This is a genomic window from Photorhabdus khanii NC19 (assembly GCF_000517265.1).
GTDB classification, from domain to species: Bacteria; Pseudomonadota; Gammaproteobacteria; order Enterobacterales; family Enterobacteriaceae; genus Photorhabdus; species Photorhabdus khanii.
Genome location: NZ_AYSJ01000002.1, coordinates 634,212 through 658,958, shown reverse-complemented (window position 1 = coordinate 658,958; position 24,747 = coordinate 634,212). Strand labels below are relative to the sequence as shown.

The window sequence follows — 24,747 nt, the reverse complement described above, 5'->3', positions numbered from 1 at the left end:
ATAACCGTTTGAATAATATAAAAATAAATTATTTCGTTATCATTGTTATCGCTCTTTTTTCTGCCGCCATTATCAGTCTGAACATCAGTTGGCCGAATAAACAGCAGGAGCAGATTAACAGGATCATGACCAGGGGAGAGCTACGGATTAGCACAATCAGCTCACCTCTGATTCATCTTACAAGTAAAAAAGAACCAAATGGTTTTGATTACGAGCTGGCGAAACGCTTTGCAGATTATCTTGGCGTTAAATTGGAAATCAAATTCAGAACAAATCTCAACCAGTTATTTGACGATCTGGAAAAGGGTGACGCTGATTTTTTGGCTGCCGGTCTTACCTATAATGAAGAGAGACTGGAGCAAGCCCGTACTGGTCCAGCTTACTATTCTGTTTCTCAACAACTGATTTACCGCAAAGGGACTCCACGTCCCCGCTCTTTTAAGGATTTGAAAGGCAAATTGCTGGTCACTTCCGGTTCAGCTCATGTCAGTACGCTGAAAAAGATGAAAGAAGAGCCTTACCCGGAACTTGGATGGGATGAGACACAGCAATACAACACCCGGGAATTACTGGAGCTGGTATCAGAGGGCAAACTGGATTACACCTTGGGCGACTCTATCAATGTCGCGTTGCAACAGCGTACTCACCCTAATCTAGCCGTCGCTTTTGATATCAGTGAAGATAATCCCCTGACGTGGTATTTAAAACGTATTGATGATTACAGCCTTTATGCTGCCATGCTGGATTTTTTCAGCCAGATGACGGAAGAAGATGTGATGCCACGGCTGGAAGAGAAATACTTTGGTCATGTCGGCTCATTTGATTATTTCGATACCCTCTCTTTTCTCAGTGCGATTGATCATATTCTGCCTACTTATCAGCCTCTGTTTGAGAAATACTCCGGTGAAATCAGCTGGCAACTACTGGCTGCAATTGCCTGGCAAGAGTCTCACTGGGACCCGCTGGCAACCTCTCCCACGGGTGTGCGTGGCCTGATGATGTTAACCAGCCCGACGGCTAAAGGATTAGGTGTTGTTGACCGTCTTGATCCAGAAGAAAGTATTAAGGGAGGCGCAATCTATTTGCAAAATCTGATGGAACGACTACCTGAAAACATCCCTAAAGATGAGCGAATTTGGTTTGCGCTGGCTGCTTACAATATGGGCTATGGTCATATGCTGGATGCCCGTAAACTAACGGCATCACAGAAAGGAAATCCCGATAGCTGGCTTGATGTAAAAGCCCGAATCCCCCTATTAAGCCAGAAAAAGTACTACACCAATACCACCTATGGTTATGCCCGTGGGCACGAGGCTTATCGCTATGTCGAAAATATCCGCCGCTATCAGCTTAGTTTAGTTGGCTATTTACAGGCCAAAGAAAACCGGAAGAAATTAATTTCCCAAACAGAAAAATCGAAAACAGAGTAAGCAATTGGCTGGCTGTAATAACACCCCATCCTGACTGGACGAGGCTTAAATCTGACTCAAGCCTCAGTAAGCAGAAACGGCGTATTAGCTTTCTTCCGGCTGTTTTCTGGCGGCTTTTAATGCCTTATGTTGCTCCCGACGTTGTTTAAAAAAAGTACTCAACATCGTGGAACACTCTTCAGCAAGTACGCCGCCTGTAATTTCAATCTGATGATTCATACCGGGATGGCGCAATATATCAATCAAAGAACCGACTGCACCTGTTTTCATATCATTGGCACCATAAACCAGTCGCTGTATCCGGCTATGCACCATAGAGCCGGCACACATAGTGCAAGGTTCAAGAGTGACATATAACGTGGTATTCAACAGACGATAATTTTGTAACTGCTCTCCCCCTTTTCGTAACGCAATAATTTCAGCATGAGCAGTGGGATCATGCTTAATAATGGACTGATTCCAGCCTTCAGCAACGATTTTATTATCAGTGACCAATACAGCACCGACAGGTATTTCCCCCTGCTCCCACGCTTTCATTGCCTGTTCCATTGCCTTCCGCATCCAATATTCATCACTATATATTTCAATCACTGCGGTATCTCATTTCATTATATCAGAGGCAATTATAACGATTTATTTTACCTATTTTCCAGATATATTTACTTATCATTACACGGGTAACATATATTCGAGACTATTTGATATATTCCCCATAGCTATATTTTATATTATTTCTAAACAGCATTTAATTCACATTAATATATTTAAGAATAAAAAAACAAAGCCGGAATAAATCCGGCTTATTATTTATCTCCATATATTAATTAATAACCGATTGCAAAATAGTCTCCATATACATAAGTATCACTAGCAGACAACTTGATTTCAGTTCCATAAGCATTAATAGTTCGCGCAGCAACCCAAGCAACAAAACTATTCAATGTTCCGTTAGGTGCTGCCGACATCGGAAATACCCAATCACCAACCGGTGTTATAAAAACTTTCAGACAACCACGTTTAAAAGGTACTGGTAAAATTACCTTGTTCATAGTTAATGGAGTAAAATTATGTCTTCCCCATTGAAATATTAATCCCCCAGGTAATTGTTGATAACCGTTATGTGATAGCTGACCAGGAGATTGTTCTTTCATGTAACACTGCAACGAATCAGTAAACGTCTTATTAAGCGTTTCTAGATCGCCATTATCCAGAACATCTTTCCCACATTGTGTGGACATAAAATTAGCCACAACAGATGCTATTGTGGACGACTGACGTAATGCCTTATTTAATACATGAGTGGTCATCTCCCCTGGTGGAAATCCAGTTTGCAAATTAGGATATTCTTCATATCTTTCTTGACTCACGACATTAGCATTATTACTGGTAGAAAAAGCTTTAAAATCATTCTTATTACTCATTTATCATCCCCACAGAAAAATAACGGATATTATTTACGAAAAGTCTATTCACATGAAAATTTCCAAATACAAAGCTAACATAAGCATATAAACAATCAATAAACTGATTTTAATAATGATGTCATTAAAGAGAATACAATAGAATATTATTATAGTTTAATGCAATCAATTGCCACCTATAAATACAAATGACTTTATTTAGGGAAATACTCAGATCATTTCATTGATTTTGGTTTTATTAATGATAACACAATCAGTCATATATAAAATAAATCGACCCCACATCAGAAATAATAAAATATTACTCACCTTCATATAGTGAACATATTCAACCCAATAAAATAATTTAAGGCAATAGTCATCCACATTAACAACAATATAATTTCGAGTATAAAATCAGTCTTCAGGATGGATTTTTTAGCATGGAAACTATTGAAGATAATTTACAAAAGGAAAACATTAATGACTTGAGTATATTTCCAATTACAAGAGGCAGATTCGAATAATAAATGCAAATAGTTTAGATGTATTTTCAGATTACAAAATATTAAAATACTTATTACTGCCAATTATATAAAAATAGTTAACCCTATAAGTTATAAGAATATTCCATTATTCTTTTTTCTAACTAAACTATAGCTGGCGTGAATAGGGAGAAATTATTTTTATAAAAATTCACTATATTGCTTGTAAAGTGCAGTACTTAATTGGAGAAAAATATATGAGTCAAAAGAATGATTTTAAGGCTTTTTCTATTAGTGAAAATGCAAATATAGTGAAGCAAGAAATATATGAAAAAGAGCAAAATTTGCAAACTGGGTTTCCAACAGGAAATATTACCGCTGAACTATTAAATAAGGCATTACGTCAATCGTCAACCATATCCACTGTCGTCGCTAATTTTATCGCAACACAATCTGGCGATGATGTTCTGGATAATGGGGATATAGACAAACTCACTGCCCAATTCAAGAAAGCCTTAGAGCAAAAAAACACAACAGAAATTCGCGATGCCTCATTAACAGAAAAAGGAATTATTCAGCTCACAGACCAAATAGGCACCAGTAATACACTCGCTTCAACTCAGAAGCTTGTTTCTGATGTAAATGATAATGCTAATAATCGACTGGCAAAAGACCAAAACGGCGCAGACATTCCTGATAAAGCTGAGTTTATAAAGAACCTTGGTTTATCAGATTCAACAAATATAACAATAGGGAATGGTGAAAATCAGGTACCTGATATGTCATTTTTCACCGCTAACCTGAATCAGGTTGGATGGCAAAAATTACCTTCGGGCTTAATTGAAATGTGGGGAATAGCATCAGTTAAAGGCAATGCTTACGCCGAACCTGGTGCTTTAAATAATTTACCAATCCCATTCCCGAATAAATGTCTCAACATCACGTTAACTCACGTTGGTAACGCCCCTCAACATGCTGGCACATTTTCAATAATGATGGTCAATAATGCCCAATTCCAATGTTTTAGCAGTATTCCAAATTTACAAATTCCTGTAGCAGCATTTTATAGAGCAATAGGGTATTAATATGAACGATAAAAACTATGTATTTAGCGCATCAAATAAAGCATTTTATCCATTATCATTACAGCAGGATTATATTGAAGCAGGCTCATGGCCAAACGATCCCATATCTGTAACTGATGGCACATTCAATAAGTTCTCGGGAATACCTCCCACCGGAAAAATACTTTCCTGTGGCGAAGATAGTCTTCCTTGTTGGGAAGACACTCCACCACCAACAAAAGAGGAATTAATATCCATAGCGGAAAGCCAAAGAACGCAATTTATATCTATTGCAAATGAAAAAATAATCCCACTTTCCGATGCTATGGAACTTGATATAGCAACAGACGAAGAAATACTATTACTCAAAGAATGGAAAAAATACCGAGTCATGCTTAACCGGGTTGATACGTCAAAAGCCCCAGAAATTGACTGGCCAATTGTGCCATTATTGTAATTAATAAAAATGCCGGGATTCAGGTAGAATCTCGGCCTTAATTATTTTATTATTACTAATATTACAATGGTTAATATTCCGTCATCATAAAAACTATTCTCCACCAAGATTTTTTAGTTCATACGATATTAGTGATCTTGTACGTCATCGAAATTTATTTTCCAGAATAAATCTTTCAACATGAAAATTATTTAATATACCCTCTATAAAAAAGCATTAATTACTCAGATGTTCTTTCAATTTAAACATATCGGATTGTTTATTACTCAAAATATACGAAAATAATTAACCCCATAACCTATAAAAATGTTTAATTATTATTTTTCATCTCTAAACTATGAGAGATGGAAAATTATCCTTACAATAAATCAAAAAATCACCTATAGAACCCACTATTGAATTTTAGGAGAATATATATGAGTCCCAAAAATGATTTTAAAGCGTTTTCTATTAGAGATGGTGCTAATGTGGTGGCTCAAAATTTATATGAAGGCACTCAAGAATTGCAGACTGGATTTCCTCCAATAGGTCTTACCACGCATGTATTAAATAAGGCATTACGTCAATCATCAACAATATCATCTGTTGTAGCTGATTTTATTGCGACAGAATCTGGCAGTGATGTTTTGGATGATGGCAATATAGTCAAACTCACTGCACAATTAAATAAAGCGCTAGAACAAAAAATTACAAAAAAAGTTCCCGATGCCTTATTAACACAAAAAGGTGTTGTTCAACTCACAGATGTCATTGGCAATAGTAATACACTGGCTGCAACACAGAAGCTTGTCTCCGATATAAACAATAATGCCAATAACAGACTAGAAAAAACGCAAAACGGCGCAGATATTCCTAATAAAAATGAGTTTGTGAAAAATTTAGGTTTAGATAAAGCTGCAAACCTGAAAGTGGGAAATGGAACTAATCAAGTTCCAGATATGTCATTTTTCACCGCAAACTTGGTTAAGAATGGCTGGCAAAAATTGCCTTCGGGTTTAATTTTAATGTGGGGATTAGCACAAGTGTATAACCATAGCGATCCTCAATCTGGGTATTTAAATAAATTTCCAATACCATTCCCAAACGCATGTTTTAGTATCACGTTAACTCACCGTGGTAATGACCCTCAAGCAGCAGGTATATTCTCAGCAACGATAGAAAATCAGCATCAATTTCGGTGTTATAAAAATCTTAATTACCATAAACTCACTACTTTCACATTTTTTATGGCAATAGGACATTAATTAAAAAATTATTATGATTATTTAATGAAAATTGGAAAAGAATTATGAATAACAAAAACTATGTATTTAGCGCATTAAATAAAGCATTTTATTCGCTATCATTACAGCAGGATTATATTGAAGCAGGTTCATGGCCTAACGACCCCATATCTGTAACTGATGACATATTCAATAAGTTCTCGGGAATACCTCCCACTGGGAAAATACTTTCCTCTGGCGAAGATGGCCTTCCTTGTTGGGAAGATATTCCATCACCAACGAAAGAGGAATTGATATCTATTGCGGAAATCCAAAGAAAGCAATTTATATCTCTCGCAAATAAAAAAATAACGCCGCTTGCCGATGCGGTAGAACTTGATATAGCAACAGATGAAGAAATTCTATCACTTAAAGAATGGAAAAAATATCGTGTGATGCTCAACCGGGTTGATACTTCAAAAACACCAGAAGTTGACTGGCCAATTACGCCACTATCGTAATTAATAAAAAGACCGGGATTCAAGTAGAACCCGGTCTTTATCATTTTGTTATTGTATTATTGCCAGCACTATAGCAGCAAATATTCTGTTATCATCCGAACTATTCTCCATACGATATTAGTGACCACGAACATTATTGAAATCTACTTGCCATAATAAATCTTTCAATAGAAAAATTATTTAAGGCAGCTTCTATAAAATAAGCATTAATTACTTATATAGTATCGAATTATTTACTACTAAAAACATACAAAAATCATTAACACCATAATTTATAAAAACATTTAATTATTATTTTTTATCCTTAAACTATAAGAATCAGTAAATTATCCTTACAATAATTTAAGATATTACTATAAACCAACTATTAAATATTAGGAAAATTGATATGAGTCACAAGAATGATTTTAAAGCATTTTCTATTAAAGATGGTGCTAATGTGGTGGATCAAAATTTATATGAAAATAGTCCAGAGTTGCAGACTGGGTTTTCACCAGACGGTTTTATCACCCATATATTAAATAAGGCATTACGTCAGTCATCAACAATATCATCTGTTGTAGCTGATTTTATTGCGACAGAATCTGGCAGTGATGTTTTGGATGATGGTAATATCACCAAACTCACGGCACAATTAAATAAAGCATTAGAACAAAAAATCACAACAAAAATTCCTGATGCCTCATTAACACAAAAAGGTATTGTTCAATTCACAGATATCATTGGCAATAGCAATACACTCACAGCAACTCAGAAGCTTGTTTCCGATGTAAATGATAATGCTAACGGCAGATTGGCCAAAAACCAAAATGGTGCAGATATTCCCAATAAAAATGAGTTTGTGAAAAATCTCGGTTTATTGGAATTATTATTCGCAGGTACTCCTCTGTTTACACAAGGGGATAATTTCATGACTTTTAAAATTCCATTTTTGAATGGATTAAAGAGAAAATATCTCTTATTCCAGTCTGTATATGTAAAGGCTCCACATTTAGCTAACGAGGGGCAATTCACTATCACATACCCAATTGCATACTCTTATGAACCTCATGCTATACTTTCAAGTATGGGTGGATATATCAGTGGCGGCAACTATGGTGAAGGAGCTGATATATTAAAAATCAATAAAGAAAATCTAGTAATAATATCACATTGGCAGTATCGCAATACAACCTTTCCGCCTGTACGCATATTTGTAGTAGGGATATCAGATAATTAACTTTCAACATTCATAGTTGTTATCTATCCCAGATTTTAGAATTATCTCGATAAAGCATCGGCATTTGATTGGTCAATTCTGCCATTATCGTAATTAACAAAAAGGCCGGGATTAGGATAGCGCCCGGTCTTAATTATTTTATTATTGCTAATACTACATCAGTAAATATTTTGTTATAATTAGAACTATTCTCCCCCACGACTTGTTAACCCATGAGATATTGGTGACCTTGCACGTTATTGAAATTCCTTATATAGCTAACCAGATAATAAAGCTCATACATAAAGGTTTTCTAAGGTAGAAAAAATCTCATGTGTTATGGTTTTGGGTTGCCAGATTTGGTTTTTCAATGTAATTTATACCGTATAAAAATACAATAAGTGTGTAATAGTAAGAAATTAAAACTGACGATAACACACTGGTATAAAATGAAAAATAAACTAAGTTATTAAAATGTCGTTATTAATCAAAAAAAGCTGTATCAATTGTGATATGTGTGAACCCGAATGTCCCAATCAGGCTATATCAATGGGAGATAAAATTTATGAAATCGATGCTGATCGTTGCACTGAATGCATCGGTCATTATGATGCTCCAACTTGCCAGTCAGTCTGTCCGATAAACAATACCATTATTACCGATCCAGACCACCAGGAAACAGAAGAACAACTGTGGGATAAATTTGTGCTATTACATCATGCCGATAAAATCTGAAATTAACTTTCCAGAATAACTGTCGCGCAGGCGTAACGACGCTCATCAGCCAATGTGACATGCAAAGAGGTTACTCCCAGTTTCTGTGCTAATTCTGCGGCTGCACCATAGAGCCGCAAAATGGGTTTTCCCAAATCATCGTTAAGCACTTCAAACTGGTTAAATGCCAGCCCATTACGGATACCGGTTCCCAGCGCTTTTGCTGCCGCTTCTTTTACCGCAAAACGTTTAGCCAGAAAACGAACCGGCTTTTCATGTTGCTGATATTTCTGCCATTCTGATTCACTGAGAATGCGTTTTGCCAGACGCTCACCTGAGCGTCCGACAACACCCTCAATACGGGCGATTTCAACAATATCTGTACCTAACCCAATAATAGCCATTAACGGCGAGCTTTCCGTATCTCAGTTTTCATATCTGCCACAGCAGCAGCCAAGCCGCTGAATACCGCACGCCCGATTATTGCATGACCAATATTCAGTTCATAAATTTCCGGCAGAGCCGCAATACGTTGTACGTTATGATACGTTAGTCCATGACCCGCATTAACTTTCAGTCCCTTGCCAGCAGCATAAGTAGCAGCTTCTTTAATACGCTGGAACTCTTTTTCCTGTTCTATTTCACCTTCTGCATCAGCATAAGCACCTGTGTGAATCTCAATAAACGGTGCACCAACCTCACTAGCAGCATCAATCTGCTGGTGATCCGCATCGATAAATAACGAAACAAGAATACCCGCGTCAGATAAACGCTTAATCGCCTCAACCACTTTATCTTTTTGACCAATAACATCTAAACCCCCTTCTGTTGTTATTTCCCGACGTTTTTCAGGCACCAGACAGCAAAATTTAGGTTTAAAGTGACAGGCAATATCCAACATTTCATCTGTCACGGCCATTTCAAGATTCATCCGGGTCTGGATAGTTTCATTCAGCAGTTCAACATCCCGATCAGTAATATGACGGCGATCTTCACGCAAATGAATAGTAATCCCATCCGCACCCGCCTGCTCTGCAATAAAAGCAGCCTGAATAGGGTCCGGATAAACTGTGCCACGAGCATTACGCACTGTCGCAATGTGATCGATGTTAATACCTAACAATACCTCAGCCATATTTATCTCCTGTAGTTATATAGAATGGTAACAAGTTTACACTTTCCATTATGAAGAGAAACAAATTCATTAGTTTTCTTTCTCTTCAGGCTTTTTACATACAAACTGCCGAAATAACTCACGACTTTTCAGAGGCTTGCCACCAAGATAAGGTTTTAGAGCAATACGGGTGAAACGCTTTGCTGCTTTTAATGTTACCAAATCAGGGAATTCACGGGCTGCCAATGATTTTAATTCACGCCCAGTAAAACTGTAATGATCAACAACCAGACTGGCGATAAATCCTTTTTCTTCTCTATAACGGTAAGTCATCGTATCGTCCACAGGTTCGCCACTTCCTACACAATGAAGATAATCAACGCCGTAACCAAGATTTGCCAGCAGCGCCAGCTCAAACCGGCGTAATGCATGTTCCGGTGTATATTCACTGGCAGCAAGAATCTGCAAACATTGGAGATAATCAAAGAATAAAGCAGGATAAGCCGTCCCCGGTTCAAGCACTCTTGACAGCAATTCATTGATATATAAACCGCTGTACAACACGCTGCCGGTAAGAGGAAGGGCTAGAGAGATAGGATCGGCATCACGCAGCGTCTTAATTGCCCCCCGCCCACTCCAACGAACCAGTAACGGGGTAAATGGCTGCAAGCAGCCTTTAAGATTGGAACGACGGCTGCGCGCACCTTTTGCCAACACGCTGATCCGCCCTTCATTTTCAGTAAACAGATCCAGCAACAGGCTGGTCTCACTGTAAGGACGCCCATGAAGAACAAAAACACGCTGCCAACCGTCCACAGGTGAGACCTTATTTCAAATCATCAACGTAACCCAGGCTACGCAGTGCCCGCTCGTCATCAGCCCAACCCGCTTTAACTTTAACCCACAGTTCCAAATGGACTTTAACATCAAACAATCTTTCCATGTCCTGACGGGCTTCAATACCAATCGTTTTAATTTTACTGCCTTTATTACCGATAACCATTTTCTTCTGGCTTTCACGCTCAACCAGAATTAAACCGTGGATCTTGTAATCACCCCGTTCATTCACTACGAACTGCTCAATTTCAACAGTGACAGAATAGGGCAATTCATCACCAAGAAAACGCATAAGCTTTTCACGGATAATTTCAGACGCCATAAAACGCTGGGAGCGATCAGTAACATAATCTTCCGGGAAATGATGAGTTGCTTTCGGTATATGTCCACGCACAATTTTTGCGATCGTATCTACGTTCATACCTTTTTCAGCGCTCATCGGTACAACATCAAGGAAGTTCATCTGTTTGCTAAGGAAACCAATATGTGGCAACAAGGTGGCTTTATCCGTCACGTTATCTACTTTATTGATAGCCAGTAAAACCGGGCAATGCAAGCTACGCAGTTTATTCACAACCATTTCGTCATCGGCGGTCCAGTGAGTCCCTTCAACAACAAAAATGACCAGCTCCACATCACCGATAGAACTACTGGCCGCACGGTTCATCAACCGGTTAATCGCCCGTTTCTCTTCAATATGTAATCCAGGGGTATCTACATAAATGGTTTGATAAGCACCTTCAGTGTGAATACCCATAATACGGTGACGGGTAGTCTGTGGTTTGCGGGAAGTGATAGATATTTTCTGACCTAAAAGCTGATTCAGCAATGTGGATTTGCCCACATTAGGCCGTCCAACTATTGCAACAAATCCGCAATAGGTTTCTTGTTCGCTCATTCAAGCTCCAATTGTTTTAATGCTTGCTCGGCCGCAGCCTGCTCCGCTTTGCGGCGGCTGGAGCCTGTTCCTTTAACCGGCTGTTCGATACCACTCACTTGGCAGTGAATAGTAAATTCCTGGTCATGGGCTTCACCACGAACCATAACAACCAGATATGATGGCAGGGGCAGATGATGCCCTTGCAGATATTCCTGTAAACGGGTTTTCGGGTCTTTCTGTTTGTCGCCAGGGCTGATTTCATTCAAGCGGGTTTCATACCAACTGAGAATAATTCTTTCAATGGCCTGAATATCGCTATCAAGGAAAATAGCACCAATCAGCGCTTCAACCGTATCAGCCAGTATAGATTCACGACGGAAACCGCCGCTTTTCAATTCACCCGGCCCTAAACGCAGACATTCACCTAATTCAAACTCCCTTGCCAATTCAGCCAAAGTATTACCACGCACCAATGTGGCGCGCATCCGGCTCATATCCCCCTCATCTACATGAGGAAAGCGATGATACAGTGCATTGGCAATGACAAAGCTCAGAATTGAGTCACCAAGAAATTCCAGCCGCTCGTTATGTTTACTGCTGGCACTACGATGAGTTAACGCTTGTACCAGCAGATCATGCTGATCAAAAGTGTACCCCAGCTTACGCTGCAATCTGTTAATTACGATGGGATTCATGTGCTACCAATATAGGTCAGAATTCGTCAAATAAAAACGCACACGCAACAGACCTGTTACAGGAAATTCTGACAAAACTGTTGCGTTTGCACTGGCTCCTTAAAGGAGCCAGTTATTAAGTTTGAAAGGATATTCTACACTGTGAGTAAAATTAATGCTTCGCTAATATAGAAATATTAATTAATTCCACCAATACGGCTAAAGCGAACTCCGGTAGGCCATTCCCCTTCCTGTTTCTCAAAACTCATCCAAATCGCTGAAGCGCGGCCAACCAGATTTTTCTCAGGAACAAAGCCCCACTCACGGCTATCCGCGCTATTATCACGGTTGTCACCCATCATAAAATAGTGGCCCTCGGGTACAATCCACATTCCCTCTGGCAAACCAGGCTGGCGGAAATTAGGCATCGGCAATAAACCCGGGATCTCCAGAATATGGTGTGTCGCCGTTCCCAAATTCTCAATCCGCTCACCTTGTCGCCGACTGTAAGGTGGTAACGTTTCTTCAACCGGTATTTGGAAAACACCTATCTTTTTCAGGCCTTCACCCTTGGAATTAACGCCATACTGCTGCATTGTCCACTCACTTGGGAACAGTGAACCGTAAGAAACCGGTAATTCTTCCTGACAACTCTCTGTTTTGCCACAACCAGAGAAAACACGCAGCTCTTTCTTTACCGGATCATAAACAATTTTATCGCCCGGTAAGCCAATTACCCGTTTGATATAGTCAAAACTTGGATCCAGCGGATATTTAAATACCGCGATATCACCACGTTTTGGTTCACCGGTCTTAATCAATGTTGTTTGCGTAATGGGATCTTTCAATCCGTATGCATACTTCTCGACCAGAATAAAATCACCAATCAATAAAGTTGGCATCATGGAACCCGATGGGATCTGAAATGGCTCATAAACAAAAGAGCGCAGGAGCAGAACCACGGCTAACACAGGGAAAATAGATGAACAAGTATCCACCCATGTTGGTTTGTTAATAGTCTCAGCCAGATGCTCCTGATCCATTGTACCTTCAGTCAGCTCCTGCAATCTGATAAGTTTTTTCTTACGCGCTGGGGCCCATTTGAAACGATCAATACACCAAATAATGCCGGTGACTAACGTTGCCAGCGTTAGGATCAGGGCAAAAGTGTTAGCCATTTAGACTCCTTACAAGCTTATTAATGGTCTTTACCAACATGAAGAATGGCTAAGAAAGCTTCTTGTGGTAACTCAACGTTACCCACTTGTTTCATGCGTTTCTTACCTTCTTTCTGTTTCTGCAATAGCTTTTTCTTACGGCTGACGTCACCACCATAACACTTCGCTAAGACGTTTTTACGCAATTGCTTCACTGTTGAGCGAGCAATAATGTGATTACCAATCGCAGCCTGAATGGCGATATCAAACTGCTGACGAGGAATGAGTTCCTTCATCTTCTCCACCAGTTCCCGGCCACGGTACTGTGCATTGTCACGGTGAGTAATCAACGCTAATGCATCAACCCGCTCACCGTTAATCAACACATCTACACGAACCATATCAGATGCCTGGAAGCGAGTGAAATTATAATCCAGTGAAGCATAACCGCGGGATGTAGATTTCAATCGGTCGAAGAAATCCAAAACCACCTCAGCCATTGGTATTTCGTAAGTCAGTGCAACCTGTTTACCGTGGTAAACCATGTTAGTTTGCATCCCACGTTTCTCAATACACAACGTAATGACATTCCCCAAATATTCCTGGGGCAACAACATATGACACTCGGCAATCGGCTCACGTAACTCTTCAATATTATTCAGCGGTGGCAGCTTAGATGGGCTGTCCACATAGAGAATATCGTGGCTGGTCGTTTCCACTTCATACACAACCGTTGGCGCAGTGGTAATGAGGTCAAGATCATATTCACGTTCCAGACGTTCCTGAATGATCTCCATATGTAGCAGACCAAGGAAACCACAACGGAAACCAAAACCGAGTGCAGTCGAGCTTTCCGGTTCATAGAACAAGGATGCGTCATTCAGACTCAACTTACCCAATGCATCACGGAATCCCTCATAATCATCAGAGCTGATAGGAAACAACCCGGCATAAACCTGTGGCTTGACTTTCTTAAAGCCTGGGAGTGGTTTTTCCGCTGACTGCCGGGCCAGCGTCAATGTATCCCCCACGGGCGCACCAAGAATGTCTTTAATCGCACACACCAGCCAGCCCACTTCACCACAACCCAGTACATCGCGGTCAACACGCTTAGGTGTGAAAATTCCAAGACGATCAGCGTTATACACCTGACCGGTACTCATCACCTTGATTTTGTCACCCTTACGCAGGGTACCGTTTTTAATCCGAACCAGAGAGACAACACCAAGGTAGTTATCAAACCATGAGTCGATAATAAGTGCCTGTAATGGCGCGTCAGAATCACCTTCCGGTGCCGGAATCTCTTTAACTAAACGCTCAATGACGTCTTGTACGCCTACACCCGTTTTGGCTGAACAACGCACGGCATCAGTAGCATCAATACCGACGATATCTTCGATTTCTTCCGCCACACGCTCAGGTTCAGCCGCCGGTAAATCGATTTTGTTTAGAACAGGAACAACCTCCAGATCCATATCCAGCGCGGTATAACAGTTAGCCAGTGTTTGGGCTTCCACGCCCTGTCCAGCATCAACCACCAGCAACGCCCCTTCACAAGCAGCCAACGAGCGAGAAACTTCATAAGAGAAGTCTACGTGCCCCGGAGTGTCGATAAAGTTCAATTGATAGAGTTGACCATCATTCGCCTTGTAATCCAGAGTGACACTTTGTGCTTTAATGGTGATACCACGCTCACGCTCAAGATCCATAGAATCCAGCACTTGCTCTGCCATCTCACGATCTGTTAAACCACCACAAATTTGAATAATACGGTCAGATAACGTCGACTTACCGTGGTCAATGTGAGCAATAATGGAGAAATTTCGTATTTGCTTCATTATAAATATTTTTCTGCCTTGATATTTCTGAATCATTCGCCTAATGGACACACAGAGGGACATAAAGCGACGGTTTATAGGCCGGCCACCGGCCGGAAAGGCTGTATTCTACATGCCAAATCTACGAAAACCTAGTCATGCCTGTGGCTTTAAATATGAGGCATTAAAAGTTCTGGATGATTAAAACAGATTTATTCCTGATGCTGAATATGAATTGCATCAGGAGGCAAGCCTATTTGTAAAACGACAGGTTGATATTCCTGCTGATTATCCCAATAAGTAGCAATTTTGCGGGCAAGGAAGAACCCTAACGCACCTCCCAAAACACCACCACAAAACACCCATAATTGATTGGTTACCCATAACTGAAAAAGTACGCCCCCCAGGAATAACCCGATAAGTGGTGTCAAATAAACCAGCAACGCCGAACGCAATAAGCTCCCTTCTGGGATCCCGACTTCCACTTTCTGCCCTGGCTGCAACGGCTGTAAAATCTCAAGTTCGAGCTGATGTATACCATCAGACCCCAATTTATTCAGTAAATAAGAACCACACGTCACGCGTGCCTGACAACTGCCACAACCAGAAGAGGAACCATAACGTAATAATGCCCTCCCCTGTTGCCAGCGGATTACTGTCGCCCATTCTTTAACCATCAGTTAGCTCCTATAAACGCGACACCCGCAGCGACACGCTTGGCAGTTGCCAGTGGTAATTCACCAATAATTGTCACCTCATTCGCTCCACGTATTACACTATAGATTGTTCGATGACCGCGACGGAGAGGATGTTCCAACTTACCGGTTTTATCAGCGTTAGTCACATTCACTGAAAAACTGAATAGACCATCGCTGAACATGATGGACTCAAGCGAGTCAGCATTTGAGAGTTTACGCCGGTTACGTGAAACCTCGGTGAAACCATCCGGCAATTTCCCTACTTTCCAGTTGAATACCACCTTCTCTAACGATGGAATTACCAGCATTGGTGGCATATTCAGGCGGGTAATAACACGCATTGCATTATCGATATCGCCACCTATTATGGAGGAAACAACCCGAAATTGCTCAAGTGTTTCACTATCACGATCAAGTAAATCGATACGTAATGGCAAATGCGTTTTTTCATCGATCAGTAAAATATAATTATAACGCACTTCATCTTTGGAAGTGATGCGTACAACCCGACAAGGTCTGTCGCCTATATGAGTACGGCCAACGTCGATGAAATTGTAGTATTTTTTCAACTGAGTGAAGTCAGCAAAAATAACGGCAGGCAAATAATCAATAATATGATCGCCATTAAGACTGAAAGCATCCAATCCAGGTTCAAAATAACTGATCTCATTACCACGCTGGACAATCTCCCTGCGGGAGCCATCCATCTGCATGATTTGAGCAATTGGAATACCATTGATAATGGCGTGACGATAACGAACTGAGACAATAGCCTGCTGACTGAGATTAATAAAAGCAAGCTCGTAAGTCAGGGACTGAGTGGCATTACCCATCTCCTGCAACAAAGCCTCAGCGCTGCTGAACTGCGCCGAGACTTGTAAAGGAGTAAACAGGCTGCCCGCCAGCAAAGAAACGGAGAACCAGATATGCTTCATTACTGCTGTTGCGTTCCTAAAGATTGCGTTCCGGGAACCGGAATAGCAACCGGTAATGGAATTCTCCGTCTATCATTTTGTTCAAAATGCACACGGCGGTCGAACTCATATTGTTGCAACATAATATTAATGCGTTTATTACGCTCCTGCACCTGAATACGCTGATCATCGCCAAACATATCATCACCGGAAGGTACTCCCAAACTCACCGGAGAAGCAGATCCCATCATTGGCAATGTGTTAAATGCCGGCGTATCAGATTGATATTCAAGATCGACAACATTATGACTATTGTACTGTTGCACACCTATCAATACTGCCAGCGAAACACAGGCTGCAACACTCACTTGAGTAATTTGACTCGCCCAAGGGCGAAGTTTTTGCCAGAACGGCATTTTCTGCCAGCTTTCAGGCTGAGGCTGAGATTCAAGAACAGCCCCAAGGTTAAAATGCACAGGCTCTTTTTCAAGCACTAATGCGACCCGGCTCGCAATATCCATATGCAATACTTCGGTCACATCACCACGCAATGCGTCACGTATCAAGTGGTAATTTTCCCAGTGTTTCTGCATGGCAGAATCTTTAGATAAAATACTAACGACTTCACTATCAAGAGTTTCGCCATCCATCAGTGCGGAAAGTTTTTCTCTTTGCATGCCAAAGTACCCTTCAGTATTGTTCCACTATATTTTAATTTTAAATCAGTGGTTGAATTTTATCATCAATAGCTTCCCTTGCACGAAAGATACGGGAACGAACAGTACCTACCGGGCAATCCATAACAGCAGCTATTTCCTCATAGCTTAACCCATCTAATTCCCTTAGCGTTATTGCCATTCGCAAATCTTCGGGAAGAGACTCAATGGTTCGGAAAACCACCTGCCTTAATTCTTCTGACAACATTAAATTCTCAGGGTTCGAAATTTCTTTTAGTGCATTTGAAGCTTCATAATTTTCTACGTCATTGACATCCAAATCACTGGATGGCGGACGCCGCCCTTGAGAAATCAAATAGTTCTTAGCAGTGTTAACTGCTATTCGATACAACCAAGTGTAAAAAGCACTCTCACCACGAAATGATGCCAATGCTCGATATGCTTTAATAAATGCCTCCTGCGTAACGTCAGGAACATCACCCTGCGGAATATAGCGGGACACAAGACTCGCCACTTTATGCTGATATCTGATTACCAGTAGGTTAAACGCCTTTTGATCACCTTTCTGCACTCGCTCAACCAGCATTTGATCCGTTAACTGCTCGCTCATCCGAGGTTAAATCTCCTGAAGCAAAGCTCCACATTTATATTTATTGAACCAACCATGATGTCCCATTTTTCTAAGCAAGCATGGCTTTGAGTAATAAAATTCTGCGAAGTTCAATTTCTGCCATCATTTTGTTGCAATCATAGCCTTTATCCTATCTGATAGGCTAACATGATTTTACTCATCTTCTTCATACATCATCAATTATGCAATCATTATTCCCGCAACATTACAGCGATGTACTTATCATAGGCAGCGGTGTAGCCGGCCTGTCTCTGGCTTTACGGCTGGCCCCACAATATAAAGTCACTATATTAAGTAAGAGTATTCTGAGCGAAGGCGCATCCTATTATGCACAGGGGGGCATCGCTGCGGTATTCGATAAAACAGACAGTATCGCATCTCATGTTGAAGATACCCTTATCGCCGGAGCAGGGCTTTGCGATAGAAGCGCCGTTGAGTTTATCACCAGCAACGCTCGTCATTGTGTGCAATGGCTGATTGATCAGGGTGTTTTATTTGATACAGAAACCCGCGAAGATGGCGAAACACAATATCATCTGACTCGTGAAGGTGGGCACAGTCATCGACGTATTTTGCATCACGCTGATGCAACCGGCAAAGAAGTCGAAACCACACTGGTTGAAAAAGCTATGTCTCATCCGAACATCACAGTGAGAGAGCGTTGCAATGCCGTTGATTTAATTACTTCAAATAAAGCCCAATTCGATGGTAATAACCGGGTCGTTGGCGCTTATATCTGGAACCGCCAGCAGGAACAGGTAGATACTTATCGCGCTAAGGTTGTTGTACTGGCAACCGGTGGTGCAGCTAAGGTCTATCAATACACGACAAATCCCGATATCTCATCCGGTGATGGCATAGCAATGGCATGGCGCGCGGGCTGCCGGATCGCCAATCTGGAATTTAATCAGTTTCACCCGACCTGTCTTTTTCACCCACAGGCGCGTAATTTCCTGCTGACAGAAGCCCTGCGAGGCGAAGGTGCTTATCTGAAACGACCCGATGGCAGCCGCTTTATGCCTGATTTTGATGAGCGCGCTGAACTGGCACCCCGCGATATCGTCGCACGGGCTATTGACCATGAAATGAAACGCCTTGGTGCTGACTGCATGTTTCTGGATATCAGCCATAAGCCAACTGATTTCATTATCCAGCATTTTCCGATGATCTATGAAAAACTGCTGACGCTGGGATTTGATCTGACAAAAGAACCGATTCCCATCGTTCCTGCCGCGCATTACACCTGTGGTGGCATAGTCGTCGATCATCGGGGCCGTACTGACCTCAACAACTTATATGCTATCGGTGAAGTCAGCTATACTGGCCTGCACGGTGCAAACCGTATGGCATCCAATTCCCTGTTGGAGTGTCTGGTTTATGGCTGGTCTGCGGCGGAAGATATCCAACAACAAATTGAAAAAATCGAAGAAGTGCCAGAACTCCCTTTCTGGGATGAGAGCCGCGTTGACAATTCAGATGAACAAGTCGTCATTCAACACAACTGGCACGAATTACGTCTATTTATGTGGGATTACGTTGGTATTGTGCGTACAACCAAACGCCTGGAACGCGCATTGCGTCGTATTAACATGCTGCAACAGGAGATTCATGATTATTATTCCAATTTCAGAATCTCTAACAATTTGCTGGAATTACGAAATCTGGTGCAAGTCTCTGAATTAATCGTACGTTGTGCGCTGGAAAGGAAAGAGAGCCGGGGCTTGCATTTCACGCTGGATTATCCCGATTTACTGTCAGAATCGAAACCAACAATTTTAACCCCCTGATTTTTACCGGTATAACCACGCTCCAGCGTGGTTATTTCAATAATAGAGATAGAAATCCGTGACGAGTTGCTGAAATTCCCGCGTATAGACACCATCTGGCTGACGAATGACCAATTCACTGATTAAGCTTGTTTCTTCCTTACGGGAAAATGCCAATAACACCCGGTGTAATGGCTTACCTTGCCTGTCGCGGATATTGATTCGATGATGAGAAAACCAACCCATCTGGCATGCCATTGTTTCAAATACTTCACCAATAACATACGGCAATACCACACAAAACAGACCATCAGATGTCATCAACTTCCCGACATATTGCAATAACCGCTGATGAGTTAGAGAACCGGTATAACGAGCTTGTTCCCTTGCCTCATTTCGACAGGCAACAGCCGGTTCAAAATAGGGTGGATTACTGACAATCAAGTCATAACATTGTGAATACCGATCAGCAAAATCACCGATATCCTGCTGATAAACATTTATTTTTCTCTGCCACGGAGATTGCTCTATATTCTCTTGAGCCTGTAATGCAGCATCAGTATCCAGTTCCACTGCATCAATTTTGGTATTTTCATCTGTACGCTGTGCCAACATCAAAGCAATTAACCCGCTGCCGCAACCGATATCCAAAATTGCTTTTTTGCCACTAACCGAAGTCCACGCGCCCAATAAAACACCATCGGTTCCTACTTTCATCGCACATCGGTCATGGCCGACAAAAAATTGCTTAAAAGTGAATCCTCCCCGGCGCAGAGATTGTTTCTGTTTCAAATTAATAACCTGCATCTGTCAGCACAAAAAAATTTCGCCATAGGATAAAGGTTATTACGTTTCGATAAAAGCTATCTGCCTCACTGACAGCTTAAATAGATGAACAATACGTCCAACCTGTTTATAATCGGCGGCCTAAACAGAGGTATATATGACTGCAACAAACTTTTCTGAGCTCGATCTTGATGAACGCCTGCTTGATGCTCTAAATGATAAAGGTTACTCCCGCCCAACAGCGATTCAGGCTGCTGCTATTCCGGCAGCAATGGATGGACGTGATGTTCTGGGTTCCGCGCCAACTGGAACAGGTAAAACCGCAGCTTACCTGCTGCCAATTCTGCAACACTTACTCGATTTTCCACGCAAAAAATCTGGCCCGCCACGCATTTTGATCCTGACACCAACCCGGGAACTGGCAATGCAAGTGGCAGACCAGGCAAAAGAACTGGCTGCACATACCAATCTGGATGTTGCTACGATTACCGGCGGTGTGGCCTATATGAACCACGCAGAAGTTTTCAGCGAGAATCAGGATATTGTCGTCGCCACCACTGGCCGTCTGCTGCAATATATCAAAGAAGAAAACTTTGATTGCCGGGCAATTGAAACACTCATCCTTGATGAAGCTGATCGTATGCTGGATATGGGTTTTGCCAATGATATTGAAACCATCGCGGGTGAAACCCGTTGGCGTAAACAGACCATGCTGTTCTCTGCGACGCTGGAAGGGGAAGCCATCCGTGATTTTGCAGAGCGCTTGCTGGAAGATCCGGTTGAAATTGATGCAGAGCCGTCACGTCGTGAACGCAAAAAAATTCAGCAATTCTACTACCGTGCAGACAATCTGGAACACAAAACAGCCCTGCTTTGCCATTTACTGAAACAATCGGATGTCACTAAATCCATTATTTTTGTTCGCAAACGTGAACGTGTACATGAGCTTGTAGACGGACTGCGTCAAGCCGGTATCAAAGCCTGGCTCCTCGAAGGGGAAATGGTACAGGCTAAAAGAACAGAAGCTGTTAAGCGTTTGAATGATGGCAGTGTCAATGTTCTGGTTGCCACTGATGTTGCTTCCCGCGGATTAGATATTGATGACATCAGTCATGTTTTCAACTTCGATTTACCACGTACCGCCGATGTTTACCTGCATCGTATCGGCCGGACGGCTCGCGCTGGTCGCAAAGGTACCGCAATTACCTTAGTAGAAGCACATGATAATGCTTTATTGGGTAAAATAAGCCGCTATCTGAACGAACCACTGAAATCACGGATTGTTGATGAACTTCGCCCAACAACCAAAGCACCAAGTGAGAAAACCAGTAATAAGCCATCGAAGAAAGTATTGGCTAAACGCAAAGAGAAAAAGAAAGCGGAAGAATCGAAGCAAAAAGTCAAAATACGCCATCGGGATAGCAAAAATATCGGTAAGCGCCGTAAACCTTCTGGTAACCAAAAACCTGAAGCCCCAACCAGCAGCGATAAGTAAATCTTTAAACGGGCCGGTTGGCCCGTTAATTATAATATGCAGTTTCTCATAGTCAGATTATTCTGTGAGTAAATAGGCTCCGAACAAATGTTTTTTTAAATTCGACATTCCTCACCCAATTCAGGAATGTCCGGTGATATTTTTCAAAATCTACCAACTTTCTGTTTTGATTATCGCCCTGTTAAAGTGATAATCAAAGTATAAGGTTAAAAAGCAGACGTCTGGGGGATGATTGATGATTACTTTTACCGTTCTACTATATTCAAAAAATTGGAAAATATCTTCTTACAATCTCTCGTCCAATTTCTATTGATGCCGTTGCAGCTGGTGAAGGTGCATTGCAAACATGTAATGAACGATGACCAACTACAAAATGAAAATCATCTACCAATTTTCCATCAATTGTCAATGCTTGGGCACGAACTCCAACTGCCCCCAAAGAGATGTCCTCTGATTGCAAATCAGGAATAAGCTGACGAGCATTTTCGGTAAAAAGTTGGAGCGAAAACGAACGTCGAATTTCTGCTATACCTTCACTGAAATAACGTGTAGCAATCTTCCAAAAACCTTTATAAGTGAGTATCTCCATCATATCTTGCAGACAAAAATCAGTTTTGCAATATCCCTCTCGTTTAAAAGCTAATACCGCGTTTGGACCAACATCCCGTTTGCCATTGAACATTCGTGTGAAATGCACACCAAGGAATGGAAAATCAGGATTAGGAACAGGATATATCAGATGATTGACCAAATAATTTTTACTACTATCCAGAACGTAATACTCACCACGGAATGGTACAATTTTCATTCTTGTTTCATACCCCGCTAACCTAGCAATTCTATCACTATGCAATCCAGCACAATTCACAATCTGTTTGGCCTTATAACTCGCATGTAAGGTTTGTATTTCAACGTAGTCGGTATATTCATGAATTGAACACACCTGCTGTTGATAATAAATATTCCCACCTCTGTTTTGAATAATCTCAGCTAGTTTTTCCGCAATTTCTGGGTAATTCACAATTCCTGCATCCGGAACCAGAATAGCTTCCAACCCATTGACATAAGGCTCGCGCTTTTTTAAATCAGATCGTGATAATCGATTAATTTCAATCCCGTTTTGTAAGCCCCTCTGATAGATATTCTCGAGCAAAGGAAGCTCTTTTTGATTTGTTGCCACTATTACTTTACCGCAGCGGTCATAATATAATCCGTGTTCCTGACAAAAGTGATATATAGTTTGGTTTCCTTGTTTTGCTAAACGTGCTTTTAAACTTCCGGGAGAATAATAAATACCGGAGTGGACAACATTGCTATTATGTCCACTTTGATGGGCAGCTACTCTATTTTCTTTATCTAATATTAATAAATGTAATTGTGGATTATGTTCTTGCAAAGCATTTGCAACACCAAGACCAACCAATCCCGCTCCAATAATGATAACGTCGTACATTTTTAGTTTTTCCTTATTTATACCTAAATAATATATGGACGCCGACAAAAATTAAAGTTGGTGTCCATATATGTTATTTAAAACGATTCATGTCAAGATTAAACAAATATTTAAGTATACATAAACTTTCATTTTTTAAAGATATTAAACTCCATCAAACACTATTTAAATACACGAAAAAGATATATGGCAATAATAATCGAATGAAAAACACACACCTCATGGAGTTTTCTGTTTATTATAATTTTATGTAAGTCCGTACAACTCTATTAAACCTTAATTAAATCGAATTGCTTTATCAACATTACTATCTTCTCAATATCGCTGTCAGAAAGATGGTGATGACAGGGAATAGTGAGAATTTCTTGCGCTAAACGTTCAGTAGTGGGAAGAGCTATTTGAGGCTGGCTACGCAGCCATGCTTGTTGTCGATGAATCGGTATTGGATAATGGATAGCAGCTTCAATACCATGTTTAGCTAGATGCTGCTGCAATTTGTCTCGGTTTTTTGATTTTACCACATAATGATAATAAGCATTTCCTGGTTTTCCTGCTCCTAAATCTGTTCCAGTTTTTGTATTGAACAATTCTTTGTCATAAAAAGCTGAAATTTCCTTGCGACGTTGTAACCACTGGTTTAGATACTGAGTTTTGATATTTAATGCAGCTGCTTGTAAAGTATCAAGGCGTGAATTTATACCAAATAAAATAGATTCATTACGTGTCTGCAATCCATGATTGCGAGCAAATTTTGCATACTCAGCTATTTTCGAGTTAGTAGTGATGAGAATCCCACCATCACCAAAACCTCCGAGCGTTTTCAGTGGATGTAGCGAAAAAGCCGCAGCATCACCTAATGTACCGACTTGCTGGTCATTGATAGTAGTTCCAATAGCTTGAGCACAATCTTCGATAACATATACTCCCCTCATGTGGCACAGCGTGACAATCGGAGCAATATCTACGGGGCGTCCGCGCAAATAAACGGGTATAACAGCCTTTGTTCGTTCAGTAATCAGAGGGGCAATGGTGTCAACATTAATGAGCTCATCTTCTCCAATATCAGCCAGGATTGGTTTAGCGCCAACAGCAACTATTGCCCCAACTGTTGCTATAAACGTATTAGCGCAAGTAATAACTTCATCACCCGAACCTATACCTAAAGCTTGCAATGCAAGTAGCAAAGCGTCTGTACCAGAATTGAGTGCGATGGCATGTGCTCCTCCACAACATTGTGACATCCATTTTTCTAATCTTGAAACCTCTCCACCAAGCACAAAATCACCAGTTGTCAAAACATTTTGCCATTGTTTGAAAATTAGTTCGGACAAATCGATAGCCTGCTCTTGAATATTATTACATTTAATCATGTTATTG

Annotated in this window: 25 protein-coding genes; 9 read left to right on the top strand and 16 right to left on the bottom strand. The window is 41.0% G+C overall.

From position 1 onward, the window contains the following. The first annotated feature begins 8 nt into the window (after positions 1-8). Complete coding sequence (gene mltF, locus PTE_RS03000) at positions 9-1,430, top strand: membrane-bound lytic murein transglycosylase MltF (RefSeq protein WP_051477112.1); 1,422 nt, start codon at positions 9-11, stop codon at positions 1,428-1,430. 84 nt (positions 1,431-1,514) lie between these two features. Here the strand turns inward: mltF and tadA are convergent, their stop codons facing one another. Both tadA and PTE_RS26195 read right to left on the bottom strand, forming a co-directional pair. Further along, a complete protein-coding gene (gene tadA / locus PTE_RS02995) occupies positions 1,515-2,021 on the bottom strand; it encodes a tRNA adenosine(34) deaminase TadA (protein ID WP_036843093.1) in 507 nt (168 codons plus the stop codon). A gap of 233 nt (positions 2,022-2,254) precedes the next feature. Continuing rightward, entirely contained in the window at positions 2,255-2,851 is a 597-nt protein-coding gene (locus PTE_RS26195; RefSeq protein ID WP_051477111.1) for a gp53-like domain-containing protein, read from the bottom strand. 721 nt (positions 2,852-3,572) lie between these two features. Between PTE_RS26195 and PTE_RS02985 the strand changes: the two genes are divergently transcribed. From PTE_RS02985 to PTE_RS02960, 6 genes are all read left to right on the top strand, one after another. Continuing rightward, positions 3,573-4,400 (top strand): phage tail protein, encoded by an 828-nt coding sequence (locus tag PTE_RS02985; protein ID WP_036843092.1) that lies wholly within the window; start codon positions 3,573-3,575, stop codon positions 4,398-4,400. Between the two features lies 1 nt (position 4,401). Then, positions 4,402-4,836, top strand: coding sequence for a tail fiber assembly protein (locus tag PTE_RS02980; RefSeq protein ID WP_036843089.1), 435 nt, complete (start codon positions 4,402-4,404; stop codon positions 4,834-4,836). A gap of 416 nt (positions 4,837-5,252) precedes the next feature. Continuing rightward, positions 5,253-6,080 (top strand): phage tail protein, encoded by an 828-nt coding sequence (locus tag PTE_RS02975; RefSeq protein WP_036843088.1) that lies wholly within the window; start codon positions 5,253-5,255, stop codon positions 6,078-6,080. A gap of 44 nt (positions 6,081-6,124) precedes the next feature. After that, positions 6,125-6,559, top strand: coding sequence for a tail fiber assembly protein (locus tag PTE_RS02970; RefSeq protein WP_036843086.1), 435 nt, complete (start codon positions 6,125-6,127; stop codon positions 6,557-6,559). Positions 6,560-6,947: 388 nt separating this feature from the next. Further along, on the top strand, positions 6,948-7,778 hold the full coding sequence (locus tag PTE_RS26190) for a phage tail protein (RefSeq protein WP_241826115.1): 831 nt from the start codon (positions 6,948-6,950) through the stop codon (positions 7,776-7,778). A gap of 453 nt (positions 7,779-8,231) precedes the next feature. Continuing rightward, a complete protein-coding gene (locus tag PTE_RS02960) occupies positions 8,232-8,492 on the top strand; it encodes a YfhL family 4Fe-4S dicluster ferredoxin (RefSeq protein WP_036843083.1) in 261 nt (86 codons plus the stop codon). 2 nt (positions 8,493-8,494) lie between these two features. Here PTE_RS02960 and acpS read toward each other — a convergent pair whose 3' ends face one another. The 11 genes from acpS to rpoE form a co-directional block, all read right to left on the bottom strand. Beyond that, on the bottom strand, positions 8,495-8,875 hold the full coding sequence (gene acpS / locus PTE_RS02955; protein ID WP_036843081.1) for a holo-ACP synthase: 381 nt from the start codon (positions 8,873-8,875) through the stop codon (positions 8,495-8,497). Then, a complete protein-coding gene (gene pdxJ, locus PTE_RS02950; RefSeq protein ID WP_036843079.1) occupies positions 8,875-9,606 on the bottom strand; it encodes a pyridoxine 5'-phosphate synthase in 732 nt (243 codons plus the stop codon). Before pdxJ ends, acpS begins: the two co-directional genes overlap by 1 nt. Positions 9,607-9,675: 69 nt before the next feature. Beyond that, positions 9,676-10,401: a DNA repair protein RecO gene (gene recO, locus PTE_RS02945; RefSeq protein ID WP_036843078.1), complete on the bottom strand. Its 726-nt coding sequence runs from the start codon at positions 10,399-10,401 to the stop codon at positions 9,676-9,678. 10 nt (positions 10,402-10,411) lie between these two features. After that, on the bottom strand, positions 10,412-11,320 hold the full coding sequence (gene era, locus PTE_RS02940) for a GTPase Era (protein ID WP_036843076.1): 909 nt from the start codon (positions 11,318-11,320) through the stop codon (positions 10,412-10,414). Continuing rightward, positions 11,317-11,997, bottom strand: a complete 681-nt coding sequence (rnc, locus tag PTE_RS02935; RefSeq protein WP_036843075.1) for a ribonuclease III — start codon at positions 11,995-11,997, stop codon at positions 11,317-11,319. Before rnc ends, era begins: the two co-directional genes overlap by 4 nt. Before the next feature lie 176 nt (positions 11,998-12,173). Continuing rightward, a complete protein-coding gene (gene lepB / locus PTE_RS02930) occupies positions 12,174-13,154 on the bottom strand; it encodes a signal peptidase I (RefSeq protein ID WP_036843072.1) in 981 nt (326 codons plus the stop codon). A 20-nt stretch (positions 13,155-13,174) separates the two neighbouring features. Then, entirely contained in the window at positions 13,175-14,971 is a 1,797-nt protein-coding gene (lepA, locus tag PTE_RS02925; protein WP_036843519.1) for a translation elongation factor 4, read from the bottom strand. Between the two features lie 191 nt (positions 14,972-15,162). Then, positions 15,163-15,627, bottom strand: coding sequence for a SoxR-reducing system protein RseC (rseC, locus tag PTE_RS02920; RefSeq protein WP_036843070.1), 465 nt, complete (start codon positions 15,625-15,627; stop codon positions 15,163-15,165). Continuing rightward, complete coding sequence (rseB, locus tag PTE_RS02915) at positions 15,627-16,583, bottom strand: sigma-E factor regulatory protein RseB (protein ID WP_036843068.1); 957 nt, start codon at positions 16,581-16,583, stop codon at positions 15,627-15,629. Before rseB ends, rseC begins: the two co-directional genes overlap by 1 nt. Further along, complete coding sequence (rseA, locus tag PTE_RS02910) at positions 16,583-17,239, bottom strand: anti-sigma-E factor RseA (RefSeq protein ID WP_036843067.1); 657 nt, start codon at positions 17,237-17,239, stop codon at positions 16,583-16,585. Before rseA ends, rseB begins: the two co-directional genes overlap by 1 nt. 40 nt (positions 17,240-17,279) lie before the next feature. Next, a complete protein-coding gene (rpoE, locus tag PTE_RS02905) occupies positions 17,280-17,849 on the bottom strand; it encodes an RNA polymerase sigma factor RpoE (RefSeq protein WP_036843065.1) in 570 nt (189 codons plus the stop codon). Positions 17,850-18,052: 203 nt separating this feature from the next. Between rpoE and nadB the strand changes: the two genes are divergently transcribed. Then, positions 18,053-19,657: an L-aspartate oxidase gene (nadB, locus tag PTE_RS02900; protein WP_036843063.1), complete on the top strand. Its 1,605-nt coding sequence runs from the start codon at positions 18,053-18,055 to the stop codon at positions 19,655-19,657. Positions 19,658-19,693: 36 nt separating this feature from the next. On the opposite strand, the gene trmN is transcribed toward nadB, so the two are convergent. Continuing rightward, positions 19,694-20,443 (bottom strand): tRNA(1)(Val) (adenine(37)-N(6))-methyltransferase TrmN, encoded by a 750-nt coding sequence (trmN, locus tag PTE_RS02895; protein WP_036843060.1) that lies wholly within the window; start codon positions 20,441-20,443, stop codon positions 19,694-19,696. Positions 20,444-20,579: 136 nt separating this feature from the next. On the opposite strand from trmN, the gene srmB reads away from it, so the two are divergent. Further along, positions 20,580-21,917 (top strand): ATP-dependent RNA helicase SrmB, encoded by a 1,338-nt coding sequence (gene srmB, locus PTE_RS02890; protein ID WP_036843059.1) that lies wholly within the window; start codon positions 20,580-20,582, stop codon positions 21,915-21,917. Between the two features lie 262 nt (positions 21,918-22,179). Here srmB and lhgO read toward each other — a convergent pair whose 3' ends face one another. Both lhgO and PTE_RS02880 read right to left on the bottom strand, forming a co-directional pair. Beyond that, a complete protein-coding gene (lhgO, locus tag PTE_RS02885; protein ID WP_036843058.1) occupies positions 22,180-23,370 on the bottom strand; it encodes an L-2-hydroxyglutarate oxidase in 1,191 nt (396 codons plus the stop codon). A 269-nt stretch (positions 23,371-23,639) separates the two neighbouring features. Continuing rightward, on the bottom strand, positions 23,640-24,740 hold the full coding sequence (locus PTE_RS02880) for a DegT/DnrJ/EryC1/StrS family aminotransferase (RefSeq protein WP_036843056.1): 1,101 nt from the start codon (positions 24,738-24,740) through the stop codon (positions 23,640-23,642). Positions 24,741-24,747 lie beyond the last annotated feature (7 nt).

What these genes read in the sequence shown, in the direction of transcription:
- PTE_RS02985 (WP_036843092.1), top strand. Translation starts at nt 3,573, where the DNA reads ATGAGTCAAAAGAATGATTTTAAGGCTTTTTCTATTAGTGAAAATGCA.
- PTE_RS02880 (WP_036843056.1), bottom strand. Translation starts at nt 24,740, where the DNA reads ATGATTAAATGTAATAATATTCAAGAGCAGGCTATCGATTTGTCCGAA.
- PTE_RS26190 (WP_241826115.1), top strand. Translation starts at nt 6,948, where the DNA reads ATGAGTCACAAGAATGATTTTAAAGCATTTTCTATTAAAGATGGTGCT.
- PTE_RS02975 (WP_036843088.1), top strand. Translation starts at nt 5,253, where the DNA reads ATGAGTCCCAAAAATGATTTTAAAGCGTTTTCTATTAGAGATGGTGCT.
- srmB (WP_036843059.1), top strand. Translation starts at nt 20,580, where the DNA reads ATGACTGCAACAAACTTTTCTGAGCTCGATCTTGATGAACGCCTGCTT.
- pdxJ (WP_036843079.1), bottom strand. Translation starts at nt 9,606, where the DNA reads ATGGCTGAGGTATTGTTAGGTATTAACATCGATCACATTGCGACAGTG.
- acpS (WP_036843081.1), bottom strand. Translation starts at nt 8,875, where the DNA reads ATGGCTATTATTGGGTTAGGTACAGATATTGTTGAAATCGCCCGTATT.
- trmN (WP_036843060.1), bottom strand. Translation starts at nt 20,443, where the DNA reads ATGCAGGTTATTAATTTGAAACAGAAACAATCTCTGCGCCGGGGAGGA.
- lepA (WP_036843519.1), bottom strand. Translation starts at nt 14,971, where the DNA reads ATGAAGCAAATACGAAATTTCTCCATTATTGCTCACATTGACCACGGT.
- rseA (WP_036843067.1), bottom strand. Translation starts at nt 17,239, where the DNA reads ATGCAAAGAGAAAAACTTTCCGCACTGATGGATGGCGAAACTCTTGAT.
- PTE_RS02970 (WP_036843086.1), top strand. Translation starts at nt 6,125, where the DNA reads ATGAATAACAAAAACTATGTATTTAGCGCATTAAATAAAGCATTTTAT.
- rseC (WP_036843070.1), bottom strand. Translation starts at nt 15,627, where the DNA reads ATGGTTAAAGAATGGGCGACAGTAATCCGCTGGCAACAGGGGAGGGCA.
- rseB (WP_036843068.1), bottom strand. Translation starts at nt 16,583, where the DNA reads ATGAAGCATATCTGGTTCTCCGTTTCTTTGCTGGCGGGCAGCCTGTTT.
- era (WP_036843076.1), bottom strand. Translation starts at nt 11,320, where the DNA reads ATGAGCGAACAAGAAACCTATTGCGGATTTGTTGCAATAGTTGGACGG.
- lepB (WP_036843072.1), bottom strand. Translation starts at nt 13,154, where the DNA reads ATGGCTAACACTTTTGCCCTGATCCTAACGCTGGCAACGTTAGTCACC.
- PTE_RS26195 (WP_051477111.1), bottom strand. Translation starts at nt 2,851, where the DNA reads ATGAGTAATAAGAATGATTTTAAAGCTTTTTCTACCAGTAATAATGCT.
- rpoE (WP_036843065.1), bottom strand. Translation starts at nt 17,849, where the DNA reads ATGAGCGAGCAGTTAACGGATCAAATGCTGGTTGAGCGAGTGCAGAAA.
- nadB (WP_036843063.1), top strand. Translation starts at nt 18,053, where the DNA reads ATGCAATCATTATTCCCGCAACATTACAGCGATGTACTTATCATAGGC.
- PTE_RS02980 (WP_036843089.1), top strand. Translation starts at nt 4,402, where the DNA reads ATGAACGATAAAAACTATGTATTTAGCGCATCAAATAAAGCATTTTAT.
- rnc (WP_036843075.1), bottom strand. Translation starts at nt 11,997, where the DNA reads ATGAATCCCATCGTAATTAACAGATTGCAGCGTAAGCTGGGGTACACT.
- PTE_RS02960 (WP_036843083.1), top strand. Translation starts at nt 8,232, where the DNA reads ATGTCGTTATTAATCAAAAAAAGCTGTATCAATTGTGATATGTGTGAA.
- lhgO (WP_036843058.1), bottom strand. Translation starts at nt 23,370, where the DNA reads ATGTACGACGTTATCATTATTGGAGCGGGATTGGTTGGTCTTGGTGTT.